At 47.8% G+C, this 17,745-nt stretch carries 18 protein-coding genes and 2 tRNA genes; 8 read left to right on the top strand and 12 right to left on the bottom strand.

The genetic code is table 11. From position 1 onward, the window contains the following. Nucleotides 1–17: 17 nt before the first annotated feature. Together BUF15_RS17560 and BUF15_RS17565 are read right to left on the bottom strand one after the other, a co-directional pair. The gene (locus tag BUF15_RS17560; RefSeq protein ID WP_073615019.1) at nt 18–1,091 is read right to left on the bottom strand and encodes a DUF4388 domain-containing protein; all 1,074 of its coding nucleotides are present in this window, start codon (nt 1,089–1,091) and stop codon (nt 18–20) included. Nucleotides 1,092–1,101: 10 nt separating this feature from the next. After that, nucleotides 1,102–1,431: a hypothetical protein gene (locus BUF15_RS17565; RefSeq protein WP_073615020.1), complete on the bottom strand. Its 330-nt coding sequence runs from the start codon at nt 1,429–1,431 to the stop codon at nt 1,102–1,104. Nucleotides 1,432–2,018: 587 nt separating this feature from the next. Here BUF15_RS17565 and BUF15_RS17570 point away from each other — a divergent pair. From BUF15_RS17570 to BUF15_RS17580, 3 genes are read left to right on the top strand one after another with little or no spacing between them, the layout of a single operon-like run. After that, complete coding sequence (locus tag BUF15_RS17570) at nt 2,019–2,540, top strand: shikimate kinase (RefSeq protein WP_073615021.1); 522 nt, start codon at nt 2,019–2,021, stop codon at nt 2,538–2,540. Nucleotides 2,541–2,571: 31 nt separating this feature from the next. Next, complete coding sequence (locus BUF15_RS17575) at nt 2,572–2,928, top strand: nitrous oxide-stimulated promoter family protein (protein WP_268753200.1); 357 nt, start codon at nt 2,572–2,574, stop codon at nt 2,926–2,928. 14 nt (nt 2,929–2,942) lie between these two features. Further along, nucleotides 2,943–3,830: a TIGR01777 family oxidoreductase gene (locus BUF15_RS17580; protein WP_073615023.1), complete on the top strand. Its 888-nt coding sequence runs from the start codon at nt 2,943–2,945 to the stop codon at nt 3,828–3,830. Between the two features lie 261 nt (nt 3,831–4,091). Here BUF15_RS17580 and BUF15_RS17585 read toward each other — a convergent pair whose 3' ends face one another. The 8 genes from BUF15_RS17585 to BUF15_RS17620 all read right to left on the bottom strand — a co-directional run bounded on the left by BUF15_RS17585 (nt 4,092) and on the right by BUF15_RS17620 (nt 12,129). Next, the gene (locus BUF15_RS17585; RefSeq protein ID WP_073615024.1) at nt 4,092–4,982 is read right to left on the bottom strand and encodes a phosphoribosylaminoimidazolesuccinocarboxamide synthase; all 891 of its coding nucleotides are present in this window, start codon (nt 4,980–4,982) and stop codon (nt 4,092–4,094) included. Between the two features lie 167 nt (nt 4,983–5,149). Then, nucleotides 5,150–6,046, bottom strand: a complete 897-nt coding sequence (locus BUF15_RS17590; RefSeq protein WP_084554152.1) for a DUF3108 domain-containing protein — start codon at nt 6,044–6,046, stop codon at nt 5,150–5,152. A gap of 4 nt (nt 6,047–6,050) precedes the next feature. Continuing rightward, entirely contained in the window at nt 6,051–6,908 is an 858-nt protein-coding gene (locus BUF15_RS17595; protein WP_073615026.1) for a UbiA-like polyprenyltransferase, read from the bottom strand. Beyond that, nucleotides 6,902–7,480 carry a UbiX family flavin prenyltransferase gene (locus tag BUF15_RS17600; RefSeq protein ID WP_073615027.1) on the bottom strand — a complete coding sequence of 193 codons (579 nt, stop codon included), beginning with the start codon at nt 7,478–7,480 and terminating at the stop codon, nt 6,902–6,904. Before BUF15_RS17600 ends, BUF15_RS17595 begins: the two co-directional genes overlap by 7 nt. 11 nt (nt 7,481–7,491) lie before the next feature. Then, nucleotides 7,492–8,409, bottom strand: coding sequence for a menaquinone biosynthetic enzyme MqnA/MqnD family protein (locus BUF15_RS17605; protein WP_234981213.1), 918 nt, complete (start codon nt 8,407–8,409; stop codon nt 7,492–7,494). Between the two features lie 32 nt (nt 8,410–8,441). Then, the gene (gene mqnC, locus BUF15_RS17610) at nt 8,442–9,503 is read right to left on the bottom strand and encodes a cyclic dehypoxanthinyl futalosine synthase (RefSeq protein WP_073615028.1); all 1,062 of its coding nucleotides are present in this window, start codon (nt 9,501–9,503) and stop codon (nt 8,442–8,444) included. A gap of 17 nt (nt 9,504–9,520) precedes the next feature. Then, nucleotides 9,521–10,621: an aminofutalosine synthase MqnE gene (mqnE, locus tag BUF15_RS17615; protein ID WP_073615029.1), complete on the bottom strand. Its 1,101-nt coding sequence runs from the start codon at nt 10,619–10,621 to the stop codon at nt 9,521–9,523. 164 nt (nt 10,622–10,785) lie between these two features. Continuing rightward, nucleotides 10,786–12,129 (bottom strand): sigma-70 family RNA polymerase sigma factor, encoded by a 1,344-nt coding sequence (locus BUF15_RS17620; RefSeq protein ID WP_073615030.1) that lies wholly within the window; start codon nt 12,127–12,129, stop codon nt 10,786–10,788. Between the two features lie 557 nt (nt 12,130–12,686). Between BUF15_RS17620 and malQ the strand changes: the two genes are divergently transcribed. The 5 genes from malQ (at nt 12,687) to BUF15_RS17645 (ending at nt 15,818) form a co-directional block, all read left to right on the top strand. Next, on the top strand, nt 12,687–14,294 hold the full coding sequence (malQ, locus tag BUF15_RS17625) for a 4-alpha-glucanotransferase (protein WP_073615031.1): 1,608 nt from the start codon (nt 12,687–12,689) through the stop codon (nt 14,292–14,294). Nucleotides 14,295–14,332: 38 nt separating this feature from the next. Beyond that, nucleotides 14,333–14,408: transfer RNA gene (locus tag BUF15_RS17630), tRNA-Glu, on the top strand. Nucleotides 14,409–14,489: 81 nt separating this feature from the next. Then, nucleotides 14,490–14,912, top strand: a complete 423-nt coding sequence (locus BUF15_RS17635) for an FKBP-type peptidyl-prolyl cis-trans isomerase (RefSeq protein ID WP_073615032.1) — start codon at nt 14,490–14,492, stop codon at nt 14,910–14,912. A gap of 337 nt (nt 14,913–15,249) precedes the next feature. After that, on the top strand, nt 15,250–15,666 hold the full coding sequence (locus BUF15_RS17640; protein WP_159441324.1) for a bacteriohemerythrin: 417 nt from the start codon (nt 15,250–15,252) through the stop codon (nt 15,664–15,666). A 76-nt stretch (nt 15,667–15,742) separates the two neighbouring features. Further along, a tRNA-Glu gene (locus tag BUF15_RS17645) sits at nt 15,743–15,818 on the top strand. A 96-nt stretch (nt 15,819–15,914) separates the two neighbouring features. Here the strand turns inward: BUF15_RS17645 and aqpZ are convergent. Together aqpZ and BUF15_RS17655 are read right to left on the bottom strand one after the other, a co-directional pair. Next, the gene (aqpZ, locus tag BUF15_RS17650) at nt 15,915–16,604 is read right to left on the bottom strand and encodes an aquaporin Z (protein WP_073615034.1); all 690 of its coding nucleotides are present in this window, start codon (nt 16,602–16,604) and stop codon (nt 15,915–15,917) included. Between the two features lie 248 nt (nt 16,605–16,852). Then, nucleotides 16,853–17,632 (bottom strand): methyltransferase domain-containing protein, encoded by a 780-nt coding sequence (locus BUF15_RS17655; RefSeq protein ID WP_073615035.1) that lies wholly within the window; start codon nt 17,630–17,632, stop codon nt 16,853–16,855. Between the last annotated feature and the right edge of the window lie 113 nt (nt 17,633–17,745).

A 17,745-nucleotide genomic window follows, 5' to 3' on the forward strand; every position in this document is an offset into this window, starting at 1 on the left:
TAAGCCTCAGTGTTTCATCATGCGGAAGAATCATCGATCCGTTTCATACCCTCCATGATAAGAGCCATGAAACCACCAATAACATCATTGCTCCTGCGCACCGAGGGAATACCCTGGGTAAATTTAAACCTGCCATTCTTCATACCAAGAATCCGGAAAAAAGCATCCTTGCCTGTAACATTTAAAACATCGGCATGAATGAGTTCCCCCTCATTGAACATCAAGGTTGCTCGCTGATCTTCATATTCAATTTTCAGTACACCGGTCTTCTGGTTGGAATTGATCATCTGACAGAGCTCAACTACCGGTATGTCTGCTATCTGCCCAACCATTCCGGAAGCAAGCTCTTCTGCACGCTGCAGGTTAATGGCAGTAATACGGTTCACCAGTAATTTATAGAAAAAGACCTGTAGCGCCGGGAATCTGGTGAGAACATGACGGAAATCTTTCTGATTCATTACCGCCAGCTTGGTCGGTTCAGCCGCAATGATGGTTGTGGTTACAGGGTCACCGGACAAGAGGCTCATCTCGCCAAAGACATCTCCCCGCATTAATTCCGCCAGGGCTATCCCATCATTATCTAGTACCTCTACCTTGCCGCTCACAATAATGAAGAGATTCGTACCGGGATCACCCTTTTGGACAATGGGAAATCCCCAGGGATAATCTTCAAGTTTCAACAAGGTTGCCAGATCGAGAAGGTCATCATCCTGTAGCGGCTCGAAGATATCAATAGTACGCAACAGCCCGGCAAACTGGGCAACATTCTTAATCTTTTCTTTTCGTTCTGAGGCAGCCAACAGTTTCATCTGTAACGTCTCAAAACCTTTGGCCTTCTTGAACTCAAAACGAATTAAACCCGTACAGCCACCACAGTCGAATTTGGTCTTATGCTGCCGGCCATCCTGCATTCGCTCAAACGATTCATCTTCCGAGGCAATCCTAATAAGCTCAGTAGCAAGAGTCATACAGGTTGGCTTTGCTGCGGGCAGGCTTAAAATCCCTTCTTCAATGGCCAGTTCCTCACCAACATTATAGAGTGGACAATGATTTTCCTCGGTGATGATGAATATACCGTTTCGAAAACGCATGATACCCCTGTCAGTCGGATCTGCCGAAAAGAATATAGATGGCGAGCCCTAAAGCTGCAGCTCCACCAAAAACTACCGGTAGCACTTTATCCATCTGCAGCTCATTTCCTACAATCAACGTATCCATGTATTCGGTGCCGGACACCCACCATACACCAATCAACATGGCTAGAAGAATAAGATCCTTAAAGCTTTGCTTATACAATAAATAAACAACAATTCCAACGAAAGGGACCATAAACCAGGGATTGGTAAAAAGTCCGACAAAGTCGACCTCGGTTATCTGCTCGTGCAGATGCGTAGAGTCAAACCACTCTACAATTCCAGAAAACATACTCATAATGTATTGTATCGTATTAATTAGTTATGGTTCACTTGCATACCGAAAACCTCACGATGTTTCCACAAGACCACATTGTAAATGTTTTCAGCCTAATTAGCCAATTACAACCGGAGGCACCCGTATAGCATAACACCAATTGCCAGGGTAATCTATTCCTCGGCACCGGATTTTCAAAGAAATTGAAATATTTTTTTCTTCTGCCAATTCCTGATAAACCCAACACCACTACCGAGGTCCATTTGCAAAATGGTCTCGACCACCTATATACTACCACTGATATGAATTTCTGCAGGATAACCTTTGACAATTATGCCGACATGTTATCTTTATAGACGATTACGATATCACCTCCTACAGTCCATAGGGGATGTTCCAGAATTTCAGACTCGTCTAATTGTTCATGTCTACTCTTAATCTGCAGAACAGGGATTACTTAAATTCTTTTCTCACATCCCTAGTCCAGTCGGTTTCTTTGAGCATGCCCTCTTCCTTGCTCATGAATGCATTGCGTTCTTTTCTTGTCAAGAACTGATACTGCCTTATTTTCTACAAGGTAATTCTATATCTTTAACTAGGACTTAATCATGACTGACTATACGTCAAAATCAAATATTGTTCTCATCGGCATGCCTGGTTCGGGAAAAAGCACCGTGGGTATTATCCTCGCCAAAATGATGGCCAAGAATTTTGTCGACACCGACGTACTTATACAGCTTGCTGAAAACCGGACACTACAGGAGATCGTCGACAGTGAAGGTCATATGGAGCTGCGCCATATTGAGGAACGGGTACTGCTCGACGTCAATCATCGCCATCACGTTATTGCCACCGGCGGTAGTGCCGCATACAGTCATAAGGCCATGACCCATCTGGCGCAGGATGGAATCATCGTTTTTCTCAACGCGGACCTCTCCTGCCTTCGCTCCAGGATTCAAAATTATGAAACCAGGGGCCTGGCTAAACGACCAGATCAAACATTTCAGGACCTATTCGATGAACGGTATCAGCTGTATACCAGGTACGCAAATATCATCGTTGACTGCTCGCTGCTCTCTCAGGAAGAGGTCTGCAATAAAATTATAGTTGAAATTCGATCACATGTCTAACGAAAGGACAGGAGCACCGCTCCACCCAAGAATGCGTAGAGAATTGCATACCATTAGGGCGATGATCGCAATTTATTGTAAATTTCATCACCATTACCGGCATACGCTCTGCCCTGACTGCTTCGAGCTACTCAATTATGCCGAAAAAAGGCTCAAGCACTGCCCATTTCAAGAAAACAAACCAACTTGCGGTAATTGCAGTATCCACTGTTACAAACCGGAGATGCAGGAGAAAATTCGAATTGTTATGCGATTTGCAGGGCCACGTATGATCTACCTTCATCCACTCATGGCAATCCGACATTTGCTTGATAGTCGCAGAAAAGCAGATCAATTTCCATGCAACAAGAAGGTTTCAACCGACCATAACACTACTGATCTTAAGTAAAGGAGAACATCGGGATGAGAACACTGATAACTGGCGCATCGGGTCTTATCGGCTCTGCATTGCTAGAATCACTCCACGCCAAAGGTCATGCTATCCGCTGCCTCCAGCGCAACAAAAAAAATAGCGCATCAACTATATGGAACACCGATGTTTTCGCCCAACAAGAAAATGAAGACAACTTTGATACCATCATCCACCTAGCAGGGGAAAATGTTGCCGATGGCAGATGGAACGAAAGCCGCAAAAAGCGCATTATGGAAAGCAGGATCAAAGGCACTCGAGAACTCATTGAGCTTTTAGGTAAACTTTCCAATCCACCCGCCACCTTTATCTGTGCTTCTGCAATCGGCTATTACGGTAACCGCGGCAGTGAGCTACTTACAGAGGAAAGTGAAGCTGGTAAAGGATTCCTCGCGGAGGTCTGTAAAAAGTGGGAAGTTGAAGCCCAAAAAGCTCAGGAGATCGGCTGCAGGGTGGTCAACCTTCGATTCGGCATGGTTCTGAGCCCGGGAGGCGGTGCACTTCATAAGATGCTCCCGCCATTCAAAGCAGGACTTGGAGGACCTATTGGTAATGGCAAACAGTATATGAGCTGGGTTTCAATTCGAGATCTAGTCGAGATCGTTGACTTTGCCATCAATGACGATTCCCTCAACGGTCCGGTTAATGTTGTTTCCCCGGTTCCGGTTACCAACAGAGAATTCACCCGTTGTCTCGCCGGGGTACTTGGCCGACCGGCCCTTCTTCCGGTCCCCCCCTTCGCCCTGCGGCTCATGTTTGGCGAGATGGCAGATGAGATGCTGCTAGCTGGTAGCAGGGTGAAACCTGAAAAACTCATTTCATCCGGCTATAGCTTTCAGGATGTGAACCTATCAGAAACATTGCGCTTTTGTACTTCCTGACCTCAATCTACGCCATAGCCTCACCTACATCTTTGGACTATGAGTAATAACGACTTTTCCAGTTGATGGCCCAATTCTTCATGACGAAATTGATTTCACTGTACTGTTCGGGATTCTAAATTCTGTATTTCTCCTTTCAGGCTGAGTAAACCAACTCGGACACAAAAAAAGGCAGGGAGAAAAGATAGAAATCTTTTCTCCCTGCCTAAACTGCAGACTGTAGCGACAACCCTCAAGAGCTATACTCTATTGCTGTTGATATTATTCAGTTATTCGTCGCACCGCCTCTTCGTAACGTTCTCTGGTCTTGTCGATAATTTCCGGGGGAAGTTCCGGAGCCGGCGGGTTCTTGTCCCAGTCAAGAGATGAAAGGTAATCCCGCAAATACTGTTTGTCATAACTCGGCTGACTTTTCCCTGGTGCATATAAGTCTTCCGGCCAGAATCTTGAGGAATCCGGAGTCAAAACCTCATCAATCAGAATCAAACGACCATCAACTTCGCCTAGTTCAAATTTGGTATCGGCAATGATAATCCCGCGTTCACGGGCATAATCAGAAGCACGCTGATACAGACGAATAGCGATATCAGCGATCTCTTGTGTTCTCTCAACACCAACGATCTTTTCCATCGTGGCAAGGGAGATATTCTCGTCATGATTGCCAAGTTCGGCTTTAGTGGACGGCGTGAAGATCGGCTCTGGCAGTTTATCAGATTCCTGTAGCCCTTCCGGGAGCTTAAAGCCACAAACCACAGTATCTTTCTTGTAGGCACTCCAGAAAGAACCTGAGATATAGCCCCGTACGATACACTCGATGGTCAGCGGTTTGGTTTTTTTCACCAACATCGAACGACCCCGAAGATGATCGACATAGGGTTGGCAGGCTTCAGGGTACTCCTCCACCTTGGCTGTGATGAGGTGATTCTCGACGATATCGCCCAGCAAATCAAACCAGAACAGGGAAAGCTTGGTAAGTACCGCCCCCTTGCCCGGAATAGGGCTGTTCATAATCACATCGTACGCGGAAATCCGGTCGGTGGCGACCATCAACAATTTGTCTTCATGGCCAGGAATGGAGTACATATCCCGTACCTTGCCACGGTGAACCAGGTTGAGACCCGGGAAATCTGTTGTAATCATCGGCTCTGTCATCGTGTTCTCCTTTCAAACAGCTTCATATCATGTTGATTAAGAGGCGCCTCTTTGTGAGTGCCGCCAGTCGAACCCACCTTCTCCCCCAGGTTAATCCGAGCATTGTGTCATAGTCGCCTTGTAAGCAAAACCGTCTCAGGCTTTGCGGAAATAGGGTCTGACCGGGATCAATTCACTGCCTTTCCTTGAGTGTTACTCGTTATATTGACCTTTACCAGCTGACCACTTTTGTCATATCGACTGCAGAGTGGATTTTCATAGGACAAAAGTGTCGCTGTAACTGATCCAATCTTGAGTTTCGAAGTAATTTTCACCGGTACCCTGCATTCGTCAGCGGTGTACCATATGGTTGTATCCCCGCGTTTGTCGTATAATCCCTTAAACTTCAGGATCGGTGAAACCTTAAAGGTGTCCACCACGCCAAGTACGGTTTCTTCAAAATGTTCTTTCGCCATCACCCTAACCTCGACTTCCGAGCGACGTTTGTCGGCAAAGGTGGGTACAAGAAAGGAACTTCCAGGTGTTAATGGCATTAGACGACTGGCAAAAAAAGCACTAAATTCGTTATGTACCGGCGGATCGACCTTGTAAGCAACCGGTGCTTTATCGTTTTTGGTGTAGCTGACAACACCTTGTTCCTGATCATATGTAGTGAATCGATGAGCACGGTAGTTATACCCCTCTTTCTGCCAAACCTCATACGAGAAGGGAAACCTATCTACACCGCGAACATTGGTGAGGTGAATATCGCGCACGGGATAGATAGCATTGAGTACACTGTCCTCGGTTGTTACCAGTGCGTATATCTCAAAAATATCGGCCTTATCCGCAACTGCCCGTATCTCCAGATCCAGCTCACCAAGTTTGATACCGCCAGTGAAAGCAATTTCATAACTGAAAATCTCAGTTCCTGCATAGGCAATTTCCACTAAGGCCGGCTCCATCACCCCATAAACCCTGTTCGTTGCAGCTTCCGTCACTACTGGACCAGCCATTGCTTCCATTGCTGGAACCAATACGGCTAGCAGTGAAAAACAGTAGATGAAACGACCTCTTCTCATCATAGCCTCAAGGTGCAAGCAGCAGTGCCAGCCAGGTTGCAAAAAACAGGGCAACACTAATGATACCGTTCATGGAAAAAAATGAGAGATGGATTTTCGTCAAATCATCGGGACGTACCAAACGGTGCTGATAAAACAGTGCTGCTGCTGTCAGGGCAACACCCAGATAATACACAGGATGGAGACCGGCAACAATCCCGGTGAGCGTGAACAGCATAAACGCTACCACGTGGAACAGCCCGGCCAAGCGAAACGCTCTCAGACTTCCAAGTCGAGAAGGCAGGGAATAGAGTCCGGCCGTTCGGTCAAAATCGGCATCAAGACAAGCATAGATAGTATCAAAACCCGCAACCCAGAACAGCACCCCAACGGAGAGTACCCAGGGAAATCCGGCCAGAGAGCCATTCACCGCGACCCAGCCCCCTAATGGGGAAAAGGCCAACGCCACACCAAGGATGACATGACAAAAGGAAGTAAAACGTTTGGTATAGGAGTAAAAAAAGGTCAATGCAAGTGCGACCGGCGACAGCAGCAGGGTCAAAGGATTGAGGTTATAACAAGCGAAAAAAAACAGGAGCCCGGCCACGACAACCATAGCCGAGGCCTCACTCATCCGCACCTCACCGGCTGGAATTGCCCGCTTTTCTGTACGTGGATTGGCACCGTCAAAACGAGCATCCACAATACGATTAAAACCCATTGCGGCAGTACGGGCCCCGACCATGGCAACAATAATCCATAGAAAAACCCGTAATTCTGGAATACCACGAGCTGCGAGGAACGCACCGGTAAAGGCAAAAGGCATGGCGAAGATGGTCAATTTGAACTTGATCATCTCCAGAAGAATGGCAATTTTTTTTAGCATTCGACCTGTCCACCCCATCGTTTTCTGTCGGGAATATCAAGCCCAAGCTGATCTGCTAAGCGCCAGGAAAAGGTCTGGGCTGCCTCGGCCAACGTTGTGGGGTTCATGTAAAAACCGGGCATAGGTGGGCAAATAACTGCACCGGCATCATGGACTTTCAGCATATTTTGCAAGTGGGTGCGGTTAAACGGCGTCTCACGCACGGCAAGAACCAGCTTTCGCCGCTCCTTCAGCATCACATCTGCGGCCCGGTGAATAAGATTGATCGACAATCCACCGGCAATGGCTCCAAGTGTGCCCATAGTACAAGGCAATACTACCATGCCGAAATAGTTGCTTGAACCGGATGCCGGAGCAGCGGTGAAGTCATCCTCGCTAAACCATTTGCTGATGAGCGGCAAATGTTCCGGATTTGCCTGCAACTCCATCTGCATCACCTTACGCCCGGAAGATGAACATATCCCGTGAACCACTAAGTCAAGGTGCTGCAACTCTTCAACAAAGGAGCGTACAAAGAGCATGCCGGTTGCTCCGGTGACGGCGATAAGCAGTTTTGGGCGATCTCTCTTCATGGCATTAAAGCCTACTTAACGAACGAATGCATTTTGAGTGGCAATGCACCAGGGTCGATTTCGCCGCGCTGGATCAGATAACCGAAAAAACGTTCAAGCGCGACTCTTTTTTCATCGGCAAGATCGTACTCGATTCCTTTCAGATAGGCAAAACAGTCCGCCACCTCCATGGGAATCCTGGGCGCGGCAATCATGCAGATATCTTTCAGCCGTGACCGCCCTTCTTCTCTACACTCAATGAAGCGGCGATGAATGGAACCAAGCATTACAGGCTGGGCTGCACAGAAGTCTTCACGCACTGCACAGACGGCAAACACAAACGGCAGACCAGTATGTTCTTTCCATGTCTCACCAAGATCGAGCTGATAATCAAAAGCGCCTTCCTCAACGAGTCGAAGGGCATCGTCGCCTATCGCCAGAAGAGCTGCACACTCTACCCGGTACTCACCGGCCACTTCCCCCTTCACGTACCTTGGTTTCACTCCAAAGAATTCCTCCAACACTACCTTAGTCAATAGCACCGAAGTATCCGACTGACTACTGAGCAGTACCAACTGGCCGTCGAGTTCTTTGATCGGAATCTTTGAAAAGAGAAAGACCGAACCAACCGGTCCATTTGCGCTAATGGAAAGATCGGGTAAAATCCGATAGAGCCAGGGATGCAGACCATACTCAATGCAGGAAACAAAGCCGAGATCCAGCTCGCCTGCAGCGAGTTTTTTATTCAGTGTTGCTGGCGGTGCTTCCTCAACCTGCCAACCGAAATCAATACCCCGTCTTTTCCATGGCTCATAAATAGGCGCCGTATTGATATAATTGACCATACCAATCCGAGCCATGATCTCTATTTGCGGACCGGCCACTTCCTGCGGTTCCAAAACTGACATAGCCAACTTCTTCTCAGCGGAAGCTACACCGTTCACTCTCATCTGATCGTCCACGCTCTGATACACGATCTATTTTACTCCACTAATGAATAATCCATACGCCGTTGCATCGGTGTGAAACCGGCATCGGCAACCAATCTGCGAATCTCCTGCTCGGAGAGCCTGAAGCTAACTCCAGCTGCAGCTACAACATTTTCTTCAATCATGGTGCTGCCAAAATCATTGGCACCAAAAAAGAGAGAAAGCTGTGCGACTTTAGGTCCCTGGGTTACCCAGGACGCCTGGATATTGTCAAAATTATCTAGATAGATTCGGGATAGCGCCAGCATTCGCAGGTAGCCATTCGCACCAACTTTGTCGATATCAGCCAACACCGTATTATCTGGTTGAAACGGCCACGGAATAAAAGCTGTAAAGCCTCCGGTCCGGTCCTGCAATTCACGCAGCCGACGCAGATGTTCAAGGCGTTCGGCAATTGTTTCAACATGTCCGAACATCATGGTGGCGGTAGTCCGTAAGCCCTGCCGGTGAGCCTCTTCCATAACACCGATCCATTCGTCGGACGAACACTTTCTCGGTGCCGTTGCTTGTCGCACCCTATCAGAAAGTATTTCCGCGCCACCTCCAGGAATCGAATCAAGCCCTGCAGAAATTAACCGTGCAATTACCTCACGAATTTTAAGTCCTGCAATGTTTGCAAAGTGACAGATCTCAGGGGGAGAAAAGCCATGGACATGAATGCCAGTGGACTTCATGAACCGCAGCATGTCCTCGTAATACTCCAGCGGCAACTCCGGATGCAGGCCGCCTTGCAGCAGGATCTGGGTTCCCCCTAGTTCTTTGGTCTCTCGGATTTTTTCGGCAAGTTCATCAAAGGTCAGCAGATAACCGCCCTTTTCGTCAGGTGCCTTGTAAAACGCACAGAACTTACAGGCCGAAACACAGATATCGGTATAATTGATATTGCGGTCAATGACATAGGTGACATATCTTTCCGGATGTCGTCGTTCCCGGATTGTATTGGCGAGAAAACCCAGCTGATAGAGGTCGGCTTTCTTTTCCAGCAATAGGAATTCGTCATCACCAAGCCGTTTGCCAGCCGCTACCTGGTCAACGATGGGTTGCACATGCTCCATTTTATTAGCACTCCCGTTTACGCGTCATACGCACAGATAACGTTGTAGAGCGTATCGCGTTCGATCGGTCTACGGCCCGCCTCCCGGATAAGCTTCACCAGGGTATTGCTGCCAATGGCCTGCTCGGTGTCCGCTCCCGCCATGTGGGTGATGATTTCCTCTTTGACCGTACCATCCATATCATCGGCGCCAAACGACAACGCCAATTGGGCAAGTTTTGGCCCAATCATAACCCAGTACGCCTTGATATGCGGGAAATTATCAAGAAAGAGCCTTGAAACTGCCACATTTTTTAAATCATCGATACCGGTAGATCTCGAGATATGAGAGAGTTCGGTGTTTTTCGGATGAAAGGCAAGAGGAATGAAAGCGAGAAAACCGCCAGTTTCATCCTGGGCTGCTCTCAAAGCAGAAAGATGCTCGATACGCTCCTCCATGGTCTCGATATGACCATACAGCATGGTGGCATTCGTGTGCAGTCCATGTCGATGAGCAGTCTTTGCGACATCAATCCACTGGGTACCAGGGAGCTTATCGCCACAGGTCAGGTTACGAATGCGAAGGCTGAATACCTCGGCGCCACCACCTGGCATGGAGCCAAGCCCGTTCTCTTTCAAAATTTCAAGTGTTTCGCCAACCGACTTTTCGGCCAGCCTGGCAAGATGTGCAATCTCAACACAGGTAAAGGCCTGTATATGAACTTCAGGTCGTACCTCTTTTATGCCACGCAGCAACTCAAGATAGTAGGAAAACGGCAGGTCAGGATGAATTCCACCAACCATGTGAATTTCGGTAATCGGTTCAGCGAGACGATCCCGGACCTTCTGTTTCACTTCCTCAACTGACATCTCGTAGGCCTTGTCAGCACCCTTCTCTTTGCCAAAGGCACAGAATTTACAGAGGTTTGTACAAATGTTCGAGTAGTTGATATGTTGGTTGTAAATGAAGTAGGTATTGTCGCCGTTCTTCCGGTTTCTCACGATATTGGCAAGATAGCCGAGCGCCAGGATATCAGGACTGTTGTAGAGCTTCAGGCCATCTTGCTCACTTAGCCGCTCTCCAGATTCGACCTTGTCTAAGATCGTACCGAAACCGGCCTGTTCAATATATTTTCTCATGGCAGATAACTGTTATTGTGAACTTCGCGAGGCAACTCAGGTATGGTTCTGATATGCCGGCTGTAGAGATGCTGTTGATGTGAGTCCGAGCAGATACGTCATTAACGACAAATAAAAAAGCCGGGAGTTTAACATCCCGGCTTTAATCGGAATTCATTCATCAATCAGTCGATAAAGAATTTTAATTTATCCCGGCGGCTCGAATGGCGCAGACGATTCAGAGCCTTCTTTTCAATTTGGCGGATACGTTCCCGGGAGACATTAAAACGCTTGCCGATCTCTTCAAGGGTGTATTCCGCTTTTTCACCAATGCCGAATCGAAGACGGATAATTTTTTCCTCACGCTCACTCAGCGTTGACAAAATCTCGGTTACCCTACCAGCCAGTTCACGATTCTGCACCGCATCGTAGGGAGACTGGGACTCCTGGTTTTCCAGGAAATCTCCCAAAGTGGAGTCATCGTCACCCACGGGGGTCTCAAGGGAAATCGGCTCACGGGACGCCTCAAGAATAGAGAGGATCTTGTCCATGGGGAGATTGGTCGCCTTGGAGATCTCAAGCGGCGTGGGCTCCCGGCCAAGTTCCTTATACAAGGCATAGAACGCCTTGAAAAACTGGCTACGTAGTTCAAGAAAATGCACGGGCAAGCGAATAGTTCTGGTCTTGTCGAGAATCGCCCGGGTAATCGCCTGTCGTATCCACCAGCTCGCATAGGTAGAAAACTTGTTACCCTTGGTATAATCGAAACGGAAAACCGCACGCATAAGACCAAGATTACCTTCCTGGATCAGGTCGGCCAGGGTCAGGCCCTGATGCATATATCGTTTGGCAATTGAAACAACCAGTCGCAGGTTGGCCCGAATCATTGTGTCTTTTGCCACCTCAATCGAACGGCTGTATGCCTCGATCTTGGTCTGCAGCTCAAACAAATCTCGGATGTCGGTATATTTCTGAGCGGCGGAACTGACGCTGTAACGCATCAGGTTCAGCTGCTGTTTCTTGGGTTTCAGGGTGGGGTCACGCTTTTCCCAAAGATCGATCCGTTCCTTTAATAGATGTAATTCCCTCACCCCGGAACTGTCCTCGCGGATAGCTTCGATGATCGACTCAAATCCCTGCCTGATAGTTTTGCTGTATTTGGCCTCTTCTTCAGGCGTCAACAGATCAAACCGTCCCATCTCTCGCAGATAGGTTGTGGTAGTCTCTTCGGCCTCGTGGGACTCGTCATCCGCTACCGTACCGGCCAGCTCAAGATCATCAAGGTTTTCGAGCGAATCATCGCCTCCATCCTCTTTTTTCTCCCAGACTTCGCCGGACAAGGTACGCTTCTCACCGGATTTCTCAACGGTGACAATTTCAATATCGTGCGCACCGAGAAAATTAAAGATTGATTCTATAGCATTAGGATCTTTAATTTCGTCCGGCAGGAGTTCATTGAGATCGTTAAAGCTGATACAACCTTCAGATTTACCGGCTTTCAGTAGGTTTTCTTTTATTTCAGACAGCACAGGGCTACCACTCCATTTGCTTGAATTTGAAAAACAGATTGCTGTACACTGGGTATGCGGGATAGGAATTCTGGTGGACTCGCATAAAGTCAATAGGCATTCATGACGTAGATGAGAGCTCAATACGTTCTCATGATGAACCGTCGATTCTCGTCCTTATTGTACGGAACCAACAATCGCCAAGGCCTGTAATGACCAATCACCTAACTTTGAAAGGCTTGATTATTCACAAAAAAATATCGGTCCAGACTGCCAGCGGACACAAAAACTTGAAGATTGCAATTTTACCCCAAACAAGGAAATATGGCAATCACTATTGTGTGTTCGCACAAAAACGGCAAACCTGTCCCGAACATTCATTGGTCACGCCCTCATCCCGCATGTGGCCCGTTACTGCCACCTGCCCTAAAAAACATTACCATTGACAGATAGTATAGCATTCATTGCCCTGGAAACAAGGCGGCCCGACCCCATATTTTTACTGAACATTCAGGTGTATGCCCATAATAAATTAAAATAACAAAACTTTTACCTCAAAACTTTCAGGAAATCCTACCATGAAAAGTACACTCACTGCGAGACGCCGAAGCGGCATCCTCGCCCATATATCGTCACTCCCGTCGCCCTATGGCATCGGCGACATCGGCACGGCCAGCCATAGCTTTCTCGATTTTCTCTCAGAGAGCGGCCAAAGTTGCTGGCAATTTCTGCCTCTTAACCCAACCTGCGACCTCTTTGACAACTCTCCCTATATGAGCAATTCGGCGTTCGCTGGCTCGCCTCTTTTGATCTCTCCTGACCTTTTGTTTACGGAGGGTCTCATCAGCCGCCAAAGTCTCGAGGCACATCCTTCTTTCTCACCGTATACAACAGATTTCCAAAATGTTCGATCGTTCAAATCACGTCTTCTGGATGAAGCTTTTCGAAACTTCAACCCGAAAATAGATGAAGGATTTAAAAACTTTCGGGCGAGCACCCCCTGGTTGGATGATTACGCCTTATTCATGTCCCTCAAGGAACATTTTGGCGACAAAGGCTGGTTTGACTGGCCAAGAGACATAGCTACCCGTCAAAAAAAAGCTCTCAGCAACTATACCAGGCTCTGTGCTGAACGGATCAACTACTATATTTTCGAACAATATATTTTTTACTCTCAATGGTCCATCCTCCATAGCCTTGCCAAAGAAAAAGAAATCCTTCTTTTTGGTGATATCCCGATCTATGTCGGCCTTGACAGTGCTGACGTCTGGGCTCATCAGAAGATATTCACCCTTGACCCGACAACGTGTCAACCGACACATGTATCCGGAGTACCACCAGATTATTTCAGCGCTACCGGGCAGCGCTGGGGAAATCCCCTTTACCGCTGGGACCACGACTCGCCACTCATTCAAGATGAGCTGGTCGCCTGGTGGGTCACTCGCTTTGGCGCAATCTTTAAACTGGTCGACGTAGCCCGTATCGACCATTTTCGTGGTTTTGAATCCTACTGGGCCATACCTGCCGAAAACGAGACTGCTGTTGACGGTAAATGGCTCCAAGGGCCCGGTACCAAATTTTTCGAAGCGGTGTTCGACCGCCTGGGTGAACTTGAAATCGTTGCAGAGGACCTTGGCATCATAACCAGTAAGGTACTCGAACTTCGCGATGCTTTAGATTTTCCAGGCATGAAGGTGCTCCAGTTCGCCTTTGACGGCAATCCGGCCAACAGCTTTCTCCCGCACAACTTCGAAACGCCAAACTGTGTCGTCTACACCGGCACCCACGACAATGACACAACCGTAGGTTGGTATCTCAGCAATCAGATAGACGATCAGGTCCGGGACCGTCTCAAACGCACTGCTAATCGACAGATCCATGACAATTCCGGCATACATGATGACCTTATTCATCTCGCCCTTGCGTCAACAGCTAAACTCGCCGTTATCCCCCTGCAGGATGTACTCGGGTTTGGTAATGACTGTCGAATGAACATCCCCGGTGTCGCCCACGGCAATTGGCGATGGCGCTGCGCTCCCGAATTTCTCACAGGCGAAATTCGACAGCGTCTAAATCAACGTACAGAGCTTTTCTCCCGGCATAGTTCACAGTTTTCGCCATGTCCTGGCAGTGTAAAAGAAAACATGGAAGAGACTTTTCTTCCTTTGGAACCAACAAAAGATTGACAAGAGTGCAGGGTTCCAGTATAAGAATCGCTCCACTAGGCCCCATCGTCTAGCGGCCTAGGACACTGGCCTCTCACGCCGGTAACAGGGGTTCGAGTCCCCTTGGGGTCACCAAGAAATTCAAGCACTTAGCGGAAAAACGCTAAGTGCTTTTTTCTTTTTTAAGTTTCGTAAATTTCCCAGAAGGAGTACACCATGCCTGCAAACGGCGATAAAGTTTCCGTCCACTATACTGGCAAATATGCCGATGGCACCATTTTCGACTCTTCCAAAGGAGAGGAGCCGCTGGTATTCACCATTGGCGAAAATGAGGTCATTGATGGCTTTGAGAGTAGCATTAAAGAAATGGCCATTGGCGAAAAAAAGACTGTCACCCTTGCCCCTGAGCAAGCCTATGGTGAGCGCTACGACGACCTTGTGGTCGAAGTGTCTCTTTCCGATATGCCTGCAGACCTCGAGCTTGAACTTGGAGACGAGTTGGAGATAACTACTGAAGACGACGAACCGATGCTGGTCATCGTCGCAGCAATGACCGACGAAACAGTTACTTTAGACGGCAATGCGCCGCTCGCCGGTGAGTATCTCACTTTTGAGCTGGAGTTGTTGTCCGTCAACTGATTCCCCATATTTTCAGACACACCAACCGTTGGGCAAGCACTGCCTGCCCAACGGGCTCTTCCCCTCCCCACAAGAGCAGGAAAAGTAGCTCTACCTTCTTATTTTCTTCGCTTTACATTTTTTTATTCTGGTTGCCTGCCTCAATCATTCAACACCCTTTCTGACAATCATTGCCGGCAAGACCTTGCCTTCTAAAAAAGTGATCCTACAATCTCATCAAAGGCTCCTTTTGTCAGGAGATGTCATACTAACCAGGTAAGCGACCTTGATGAATAAGAAAAGGAATTCGCATTACTATCAACATCCCCAGAATATCCATTCCCTATACCACAAAGCTATGTCACCGATTCACTGGAATGAAGACAACAGCGTTGGCAACTCCCATATCGATCAACAGCATATGGAATGGGTTCGGATCTTTAATAAGCTAGAAGACACGCTTTTGAACAGTTCCGGCCCACCAAGCAGTGAGCAGGTAGAGTTACTCAAACAGATCCTCGACTTCACACGGGAACATTTTCTTGAGGAAGAACGGATTATGGCGTTACACGGCTACCCAAACATAGTCCGCCACCGCCGGATGCATAAGGATTTCGAACTTCAGCTCTACGAAAAATTCAGGTTGGTGATTGCCGGTGAGCTCGTCCTCCACTCAGAGCTCATCGCCATGATCCGACACTGGTTTATCAATCACACCAGTAGCGAGGACAGACGTGCTTTCGAATTTATTCACACGACCACTGATCATACATAAAGACGATATACATTTGAAACAATCACAAACAATTTGTTGACAAGGGTCTGCCCGTCAGTTATAAAAGCCGCATCTTGGCCCCATCGTCTAGTGGCCTAGGACACCGGCCTCTCACGCCGGTAACAGGGGTTCGAGTCCCCTTGGGGTCACCATGTGACAACACAAGCCGTTCAGGATTTTTCTTCCTGAACGGCTTTTTTTATGGTAATGGCAACTCGCCAAGCATCAACCACAATATCTATGCCCTGTTATTTTTCCTCACCACACAGGAAACGGTAGACAACGGCACCGAGCATACCGCCAAAAATCGGCGCAACCCAGAACAGCCACAATTGCGTAACTGCCCAGTCGCCGACAAAAAAGGCAACCGCAGTACTGCGTGCCGGATTCACCGAAGTGTTGGTAACCGGAATACTGATCAGATGGATAAGGGTAAGACACAAACCAATAGCAATCGGTGCAAATCCCTTCGGAGCCCGCTCATCTGTAGCTCCAAGTATGACCAGGAGAAACATCATGGTCATAACCACTTCTGTAATGAGTGCAGCCAACATATTATAGCCACCTGGAGAATGCTCTCCATAACCGTTCGACGCAAAACCCCCAGAGAGCTCAAAACCCGCCTTACCACTTGCAATCAGATAGAGCACTCCTCCGGCAGCAATGCCGCCTAAAACCTGAGCAACAATATAAGGAATAAGATCTTTTGCCGGAAAACGGCCACCGGCCCAGAGACCTAACGATACAGCCGGATTAAGATGGCAGCCGGAAATATGACCTATGGCAAAGGCCATAGTCAGTACAGTCAGACCAAAGGCAAACGAGACACCTAAAAGACCAATACCTACTTCAGGGAAAGCAGCAGCGAGCACAGCACTACCACACCCACCCAGTACCAGCCAGAACGTCCCAAAAAATTCTGCACCATACCTGTTCATACATTTCTCCTTTATTTGAGAAAATACCAACCACGAGAAAGTGTACCTGTAGATGGCATTGCGGGGTCCACAACCCATCTTACGCCGCTATCATCTCCAATGAAGTTCAGACAAAAGTTTCTGCATCTCTTTAAGAAATAGGTTCACAATGCAATCTGGCAGCCATGAAGAGGTAATTCCCCCTCTCGGACAATAGATGGATTTCAACCTACATTTAGCCAGTTAATAAAAATACAGATGAAACATGCTCAAGATTTCGCCTGCCAAATAATATGGGTATGCTCCCCAAGGCTTGCAAAGGGTTCCTGCCGAAAATAGAGTTGCTCCTGTTGTAGCCACTCTTCAGGAGTGAGAACCTGCTCGGATACTCCTTGCCGGAAGAATTTATGAAATATACGTATACCCGACTTGCTGCACATTTTGCCAGGATATTTTGTTAGGATTTTAATGATATCATCAGGAGACATAGCCCCTGGTGGCGTGAGGGTATTTATTTTTTTACTACTTTGGGCTTTCTCTTGAAGGAGCATACCATTTATGCCCCTCTTAAATGTCAGGCGATCTTTATTGAAAACCAAAAGTGAAAGGTACCCACCGGATCGCACACAACCACATGCCTTGACAATAGCAGCCTCAGGGGAAGACATCCACTCAGCGGAGCCATGGAGGAGAACAAGGTCGAATTGCTCGCTAAACACACAGCTTTCTTCCATAAAATCCTGATGCGTCACACCGATATTCCCAACTGGACCACACTCTACGAGACTCTCGCTCACTCGGCGTATCATCTCTTCCGAAGAGTCGAGCAACAGAACCGAATGTCCTTGATTGGCACAGATACGGGCAAATCGTCCACTACCGCCACCGATGTCGAGAATCCGTAAGGAACATGATGTATATTCAGGACAATACTCTCGCAAATCCTGTTCCAGGAGGGCCAGACGGATCTGGCCTTTTACCGACCCATAGACATTTTTCTCAAGTCTATCGACCCGGTCTGCAAATAAAGAATGATTATTTTGATCCATCTGCCACTCTCCGTCTTCATCCTACTAAAATGTTCTTACAAACCTACACGGATAACAATTATTTCTCCTGGAGCCGCTTGTCTCATGCAACAGCGAAACCCCTATAATTCTTA

This window comes from Desulfopila aestuarii DSM 18488, assembly GCF_900143695.1.
Lineage (GTDB): Bacteria > Desulfobacterota > Desulfobulbia > Desulfobulbales > Desulfocapsaceae > Desulfopila > Desulfopila aestuarii.

Bases quoted from the DNA above. Each gene is read 5' to 3' on its own strand.
- BUF15_RS17560 (WP_073615019.1), bottom strand. From the start codon at position 1,091: ATGCGTTTTCGAAACGGTATATTCATCATCACCGAGGAAAATCATTGT.
- BUF15_RS17565 (WP_073615020.1), bottom strand. From the start codon at position 1,431: ATGAGTATGTTTTCTGGAATTGTAGAGTGGTTTGACTCTACGCATCTG.
- BUF15_RS17570 (WP_073615021.1), top strand. From the start codon at position 2,019: ATGACTGACTATACGTCAAAATCAAATATTGTTCTCATCGGCATGCCT.
- BUF15_RS17575 (WP_268753200.1), top strand. From the start codon at position 2,572: ATGCGTAGAGAATTGCATACCATTAGGGCGATGATCGCAATTTATTGT.
- BUF15_RS17580 (WP_073615023.1), top strand. From the start codon at position 2,943: ATGAGAACACTGATAACTGGCGCATCGGGTCTTATCGGCTCTGCATTG.
- BUF15_RS17585 (WP_073615024.1), bottom strand. From the start codon at position 4,982: ATGACAGAGCCGATGATTACAACAGATTTCCCGGGTCTCAACCTGGTT.
- BUF15_RS17590 (WP_084554152.1), bottom strand. From the start codon at position 6,046: ATGATGAGAAGAGGTCGTTTCATCTACTGTTTTTCACTGCTAGCCGTA.
- BUF15_RS17595 (WP_073615026.1), bottom strand. From the start codon at position 6,908: ATGCTAAAAAAAATTGCCATTCTTCTGGAGATGATCAAGTTCAAATTG.
- BUF15_RS17600 (WP_073615027.1), bottom strand. From the start codon at position 7,480: ATGAAGAGAGATCGCCCAAAACTGCTTATCGCCGTCACCGGAGCAACC.
- BUF15_RS17605 (WP_234981213.1), bottom strand. From the start codon at position 8,409: ATGAGAGTGAACGGTGTAGCTTCCGCTGAGAAGAAGTTGGCTATGTCA.
- mqnC (WP_073615028.1), bottom strand. From the start codon at position 9,503: ATGGAGCATGTGCAACCCATCGTTGACCAGGTAGCGGCTGGCAAACGG.
- mqnE (WP_073615029.1), bottom strand. From the start codon at position 10,621: ATGAGAAAATATATTGAACAGGCCGGTTTCGGTACGATCTTAGACAAG.
- malQ (WP_073615031.1), top strand. From the start codon at position 12,687: ATGAAAAGTACACTCACTGCGAGACGCCGAAGCGGCATCCTCGCCCAT.
- BUF15_RS17635 (WP_073615032.1), top strand. From the start codon at position 14,490: ATGCCTGCAAACGGCGATAAAGTTTCCGTCCACTATACTGGCAAATAT.
- BUF15_RS17640 (WP_159441324.1), top strand. From the start codon at position 15,250: ATGTCACCGATTCACTGGAATGAAGACAACAGCGTTGGCAACTCCCAT.
- aqpZ (WP_073615034.1), bottom strand. From the start codon at position 16,604: ATGAACAGGTATGGTGCAGAATTTTTTGGGACGTTCTGGCTGGTACTG.
- BUF15_RS17655 (WP_073615035.1), bottom strand. From the start codon at position 17,632: ATGGATCAAAATAATCATTCTTTATTTGCAGACCGGGTCGATAGACTT.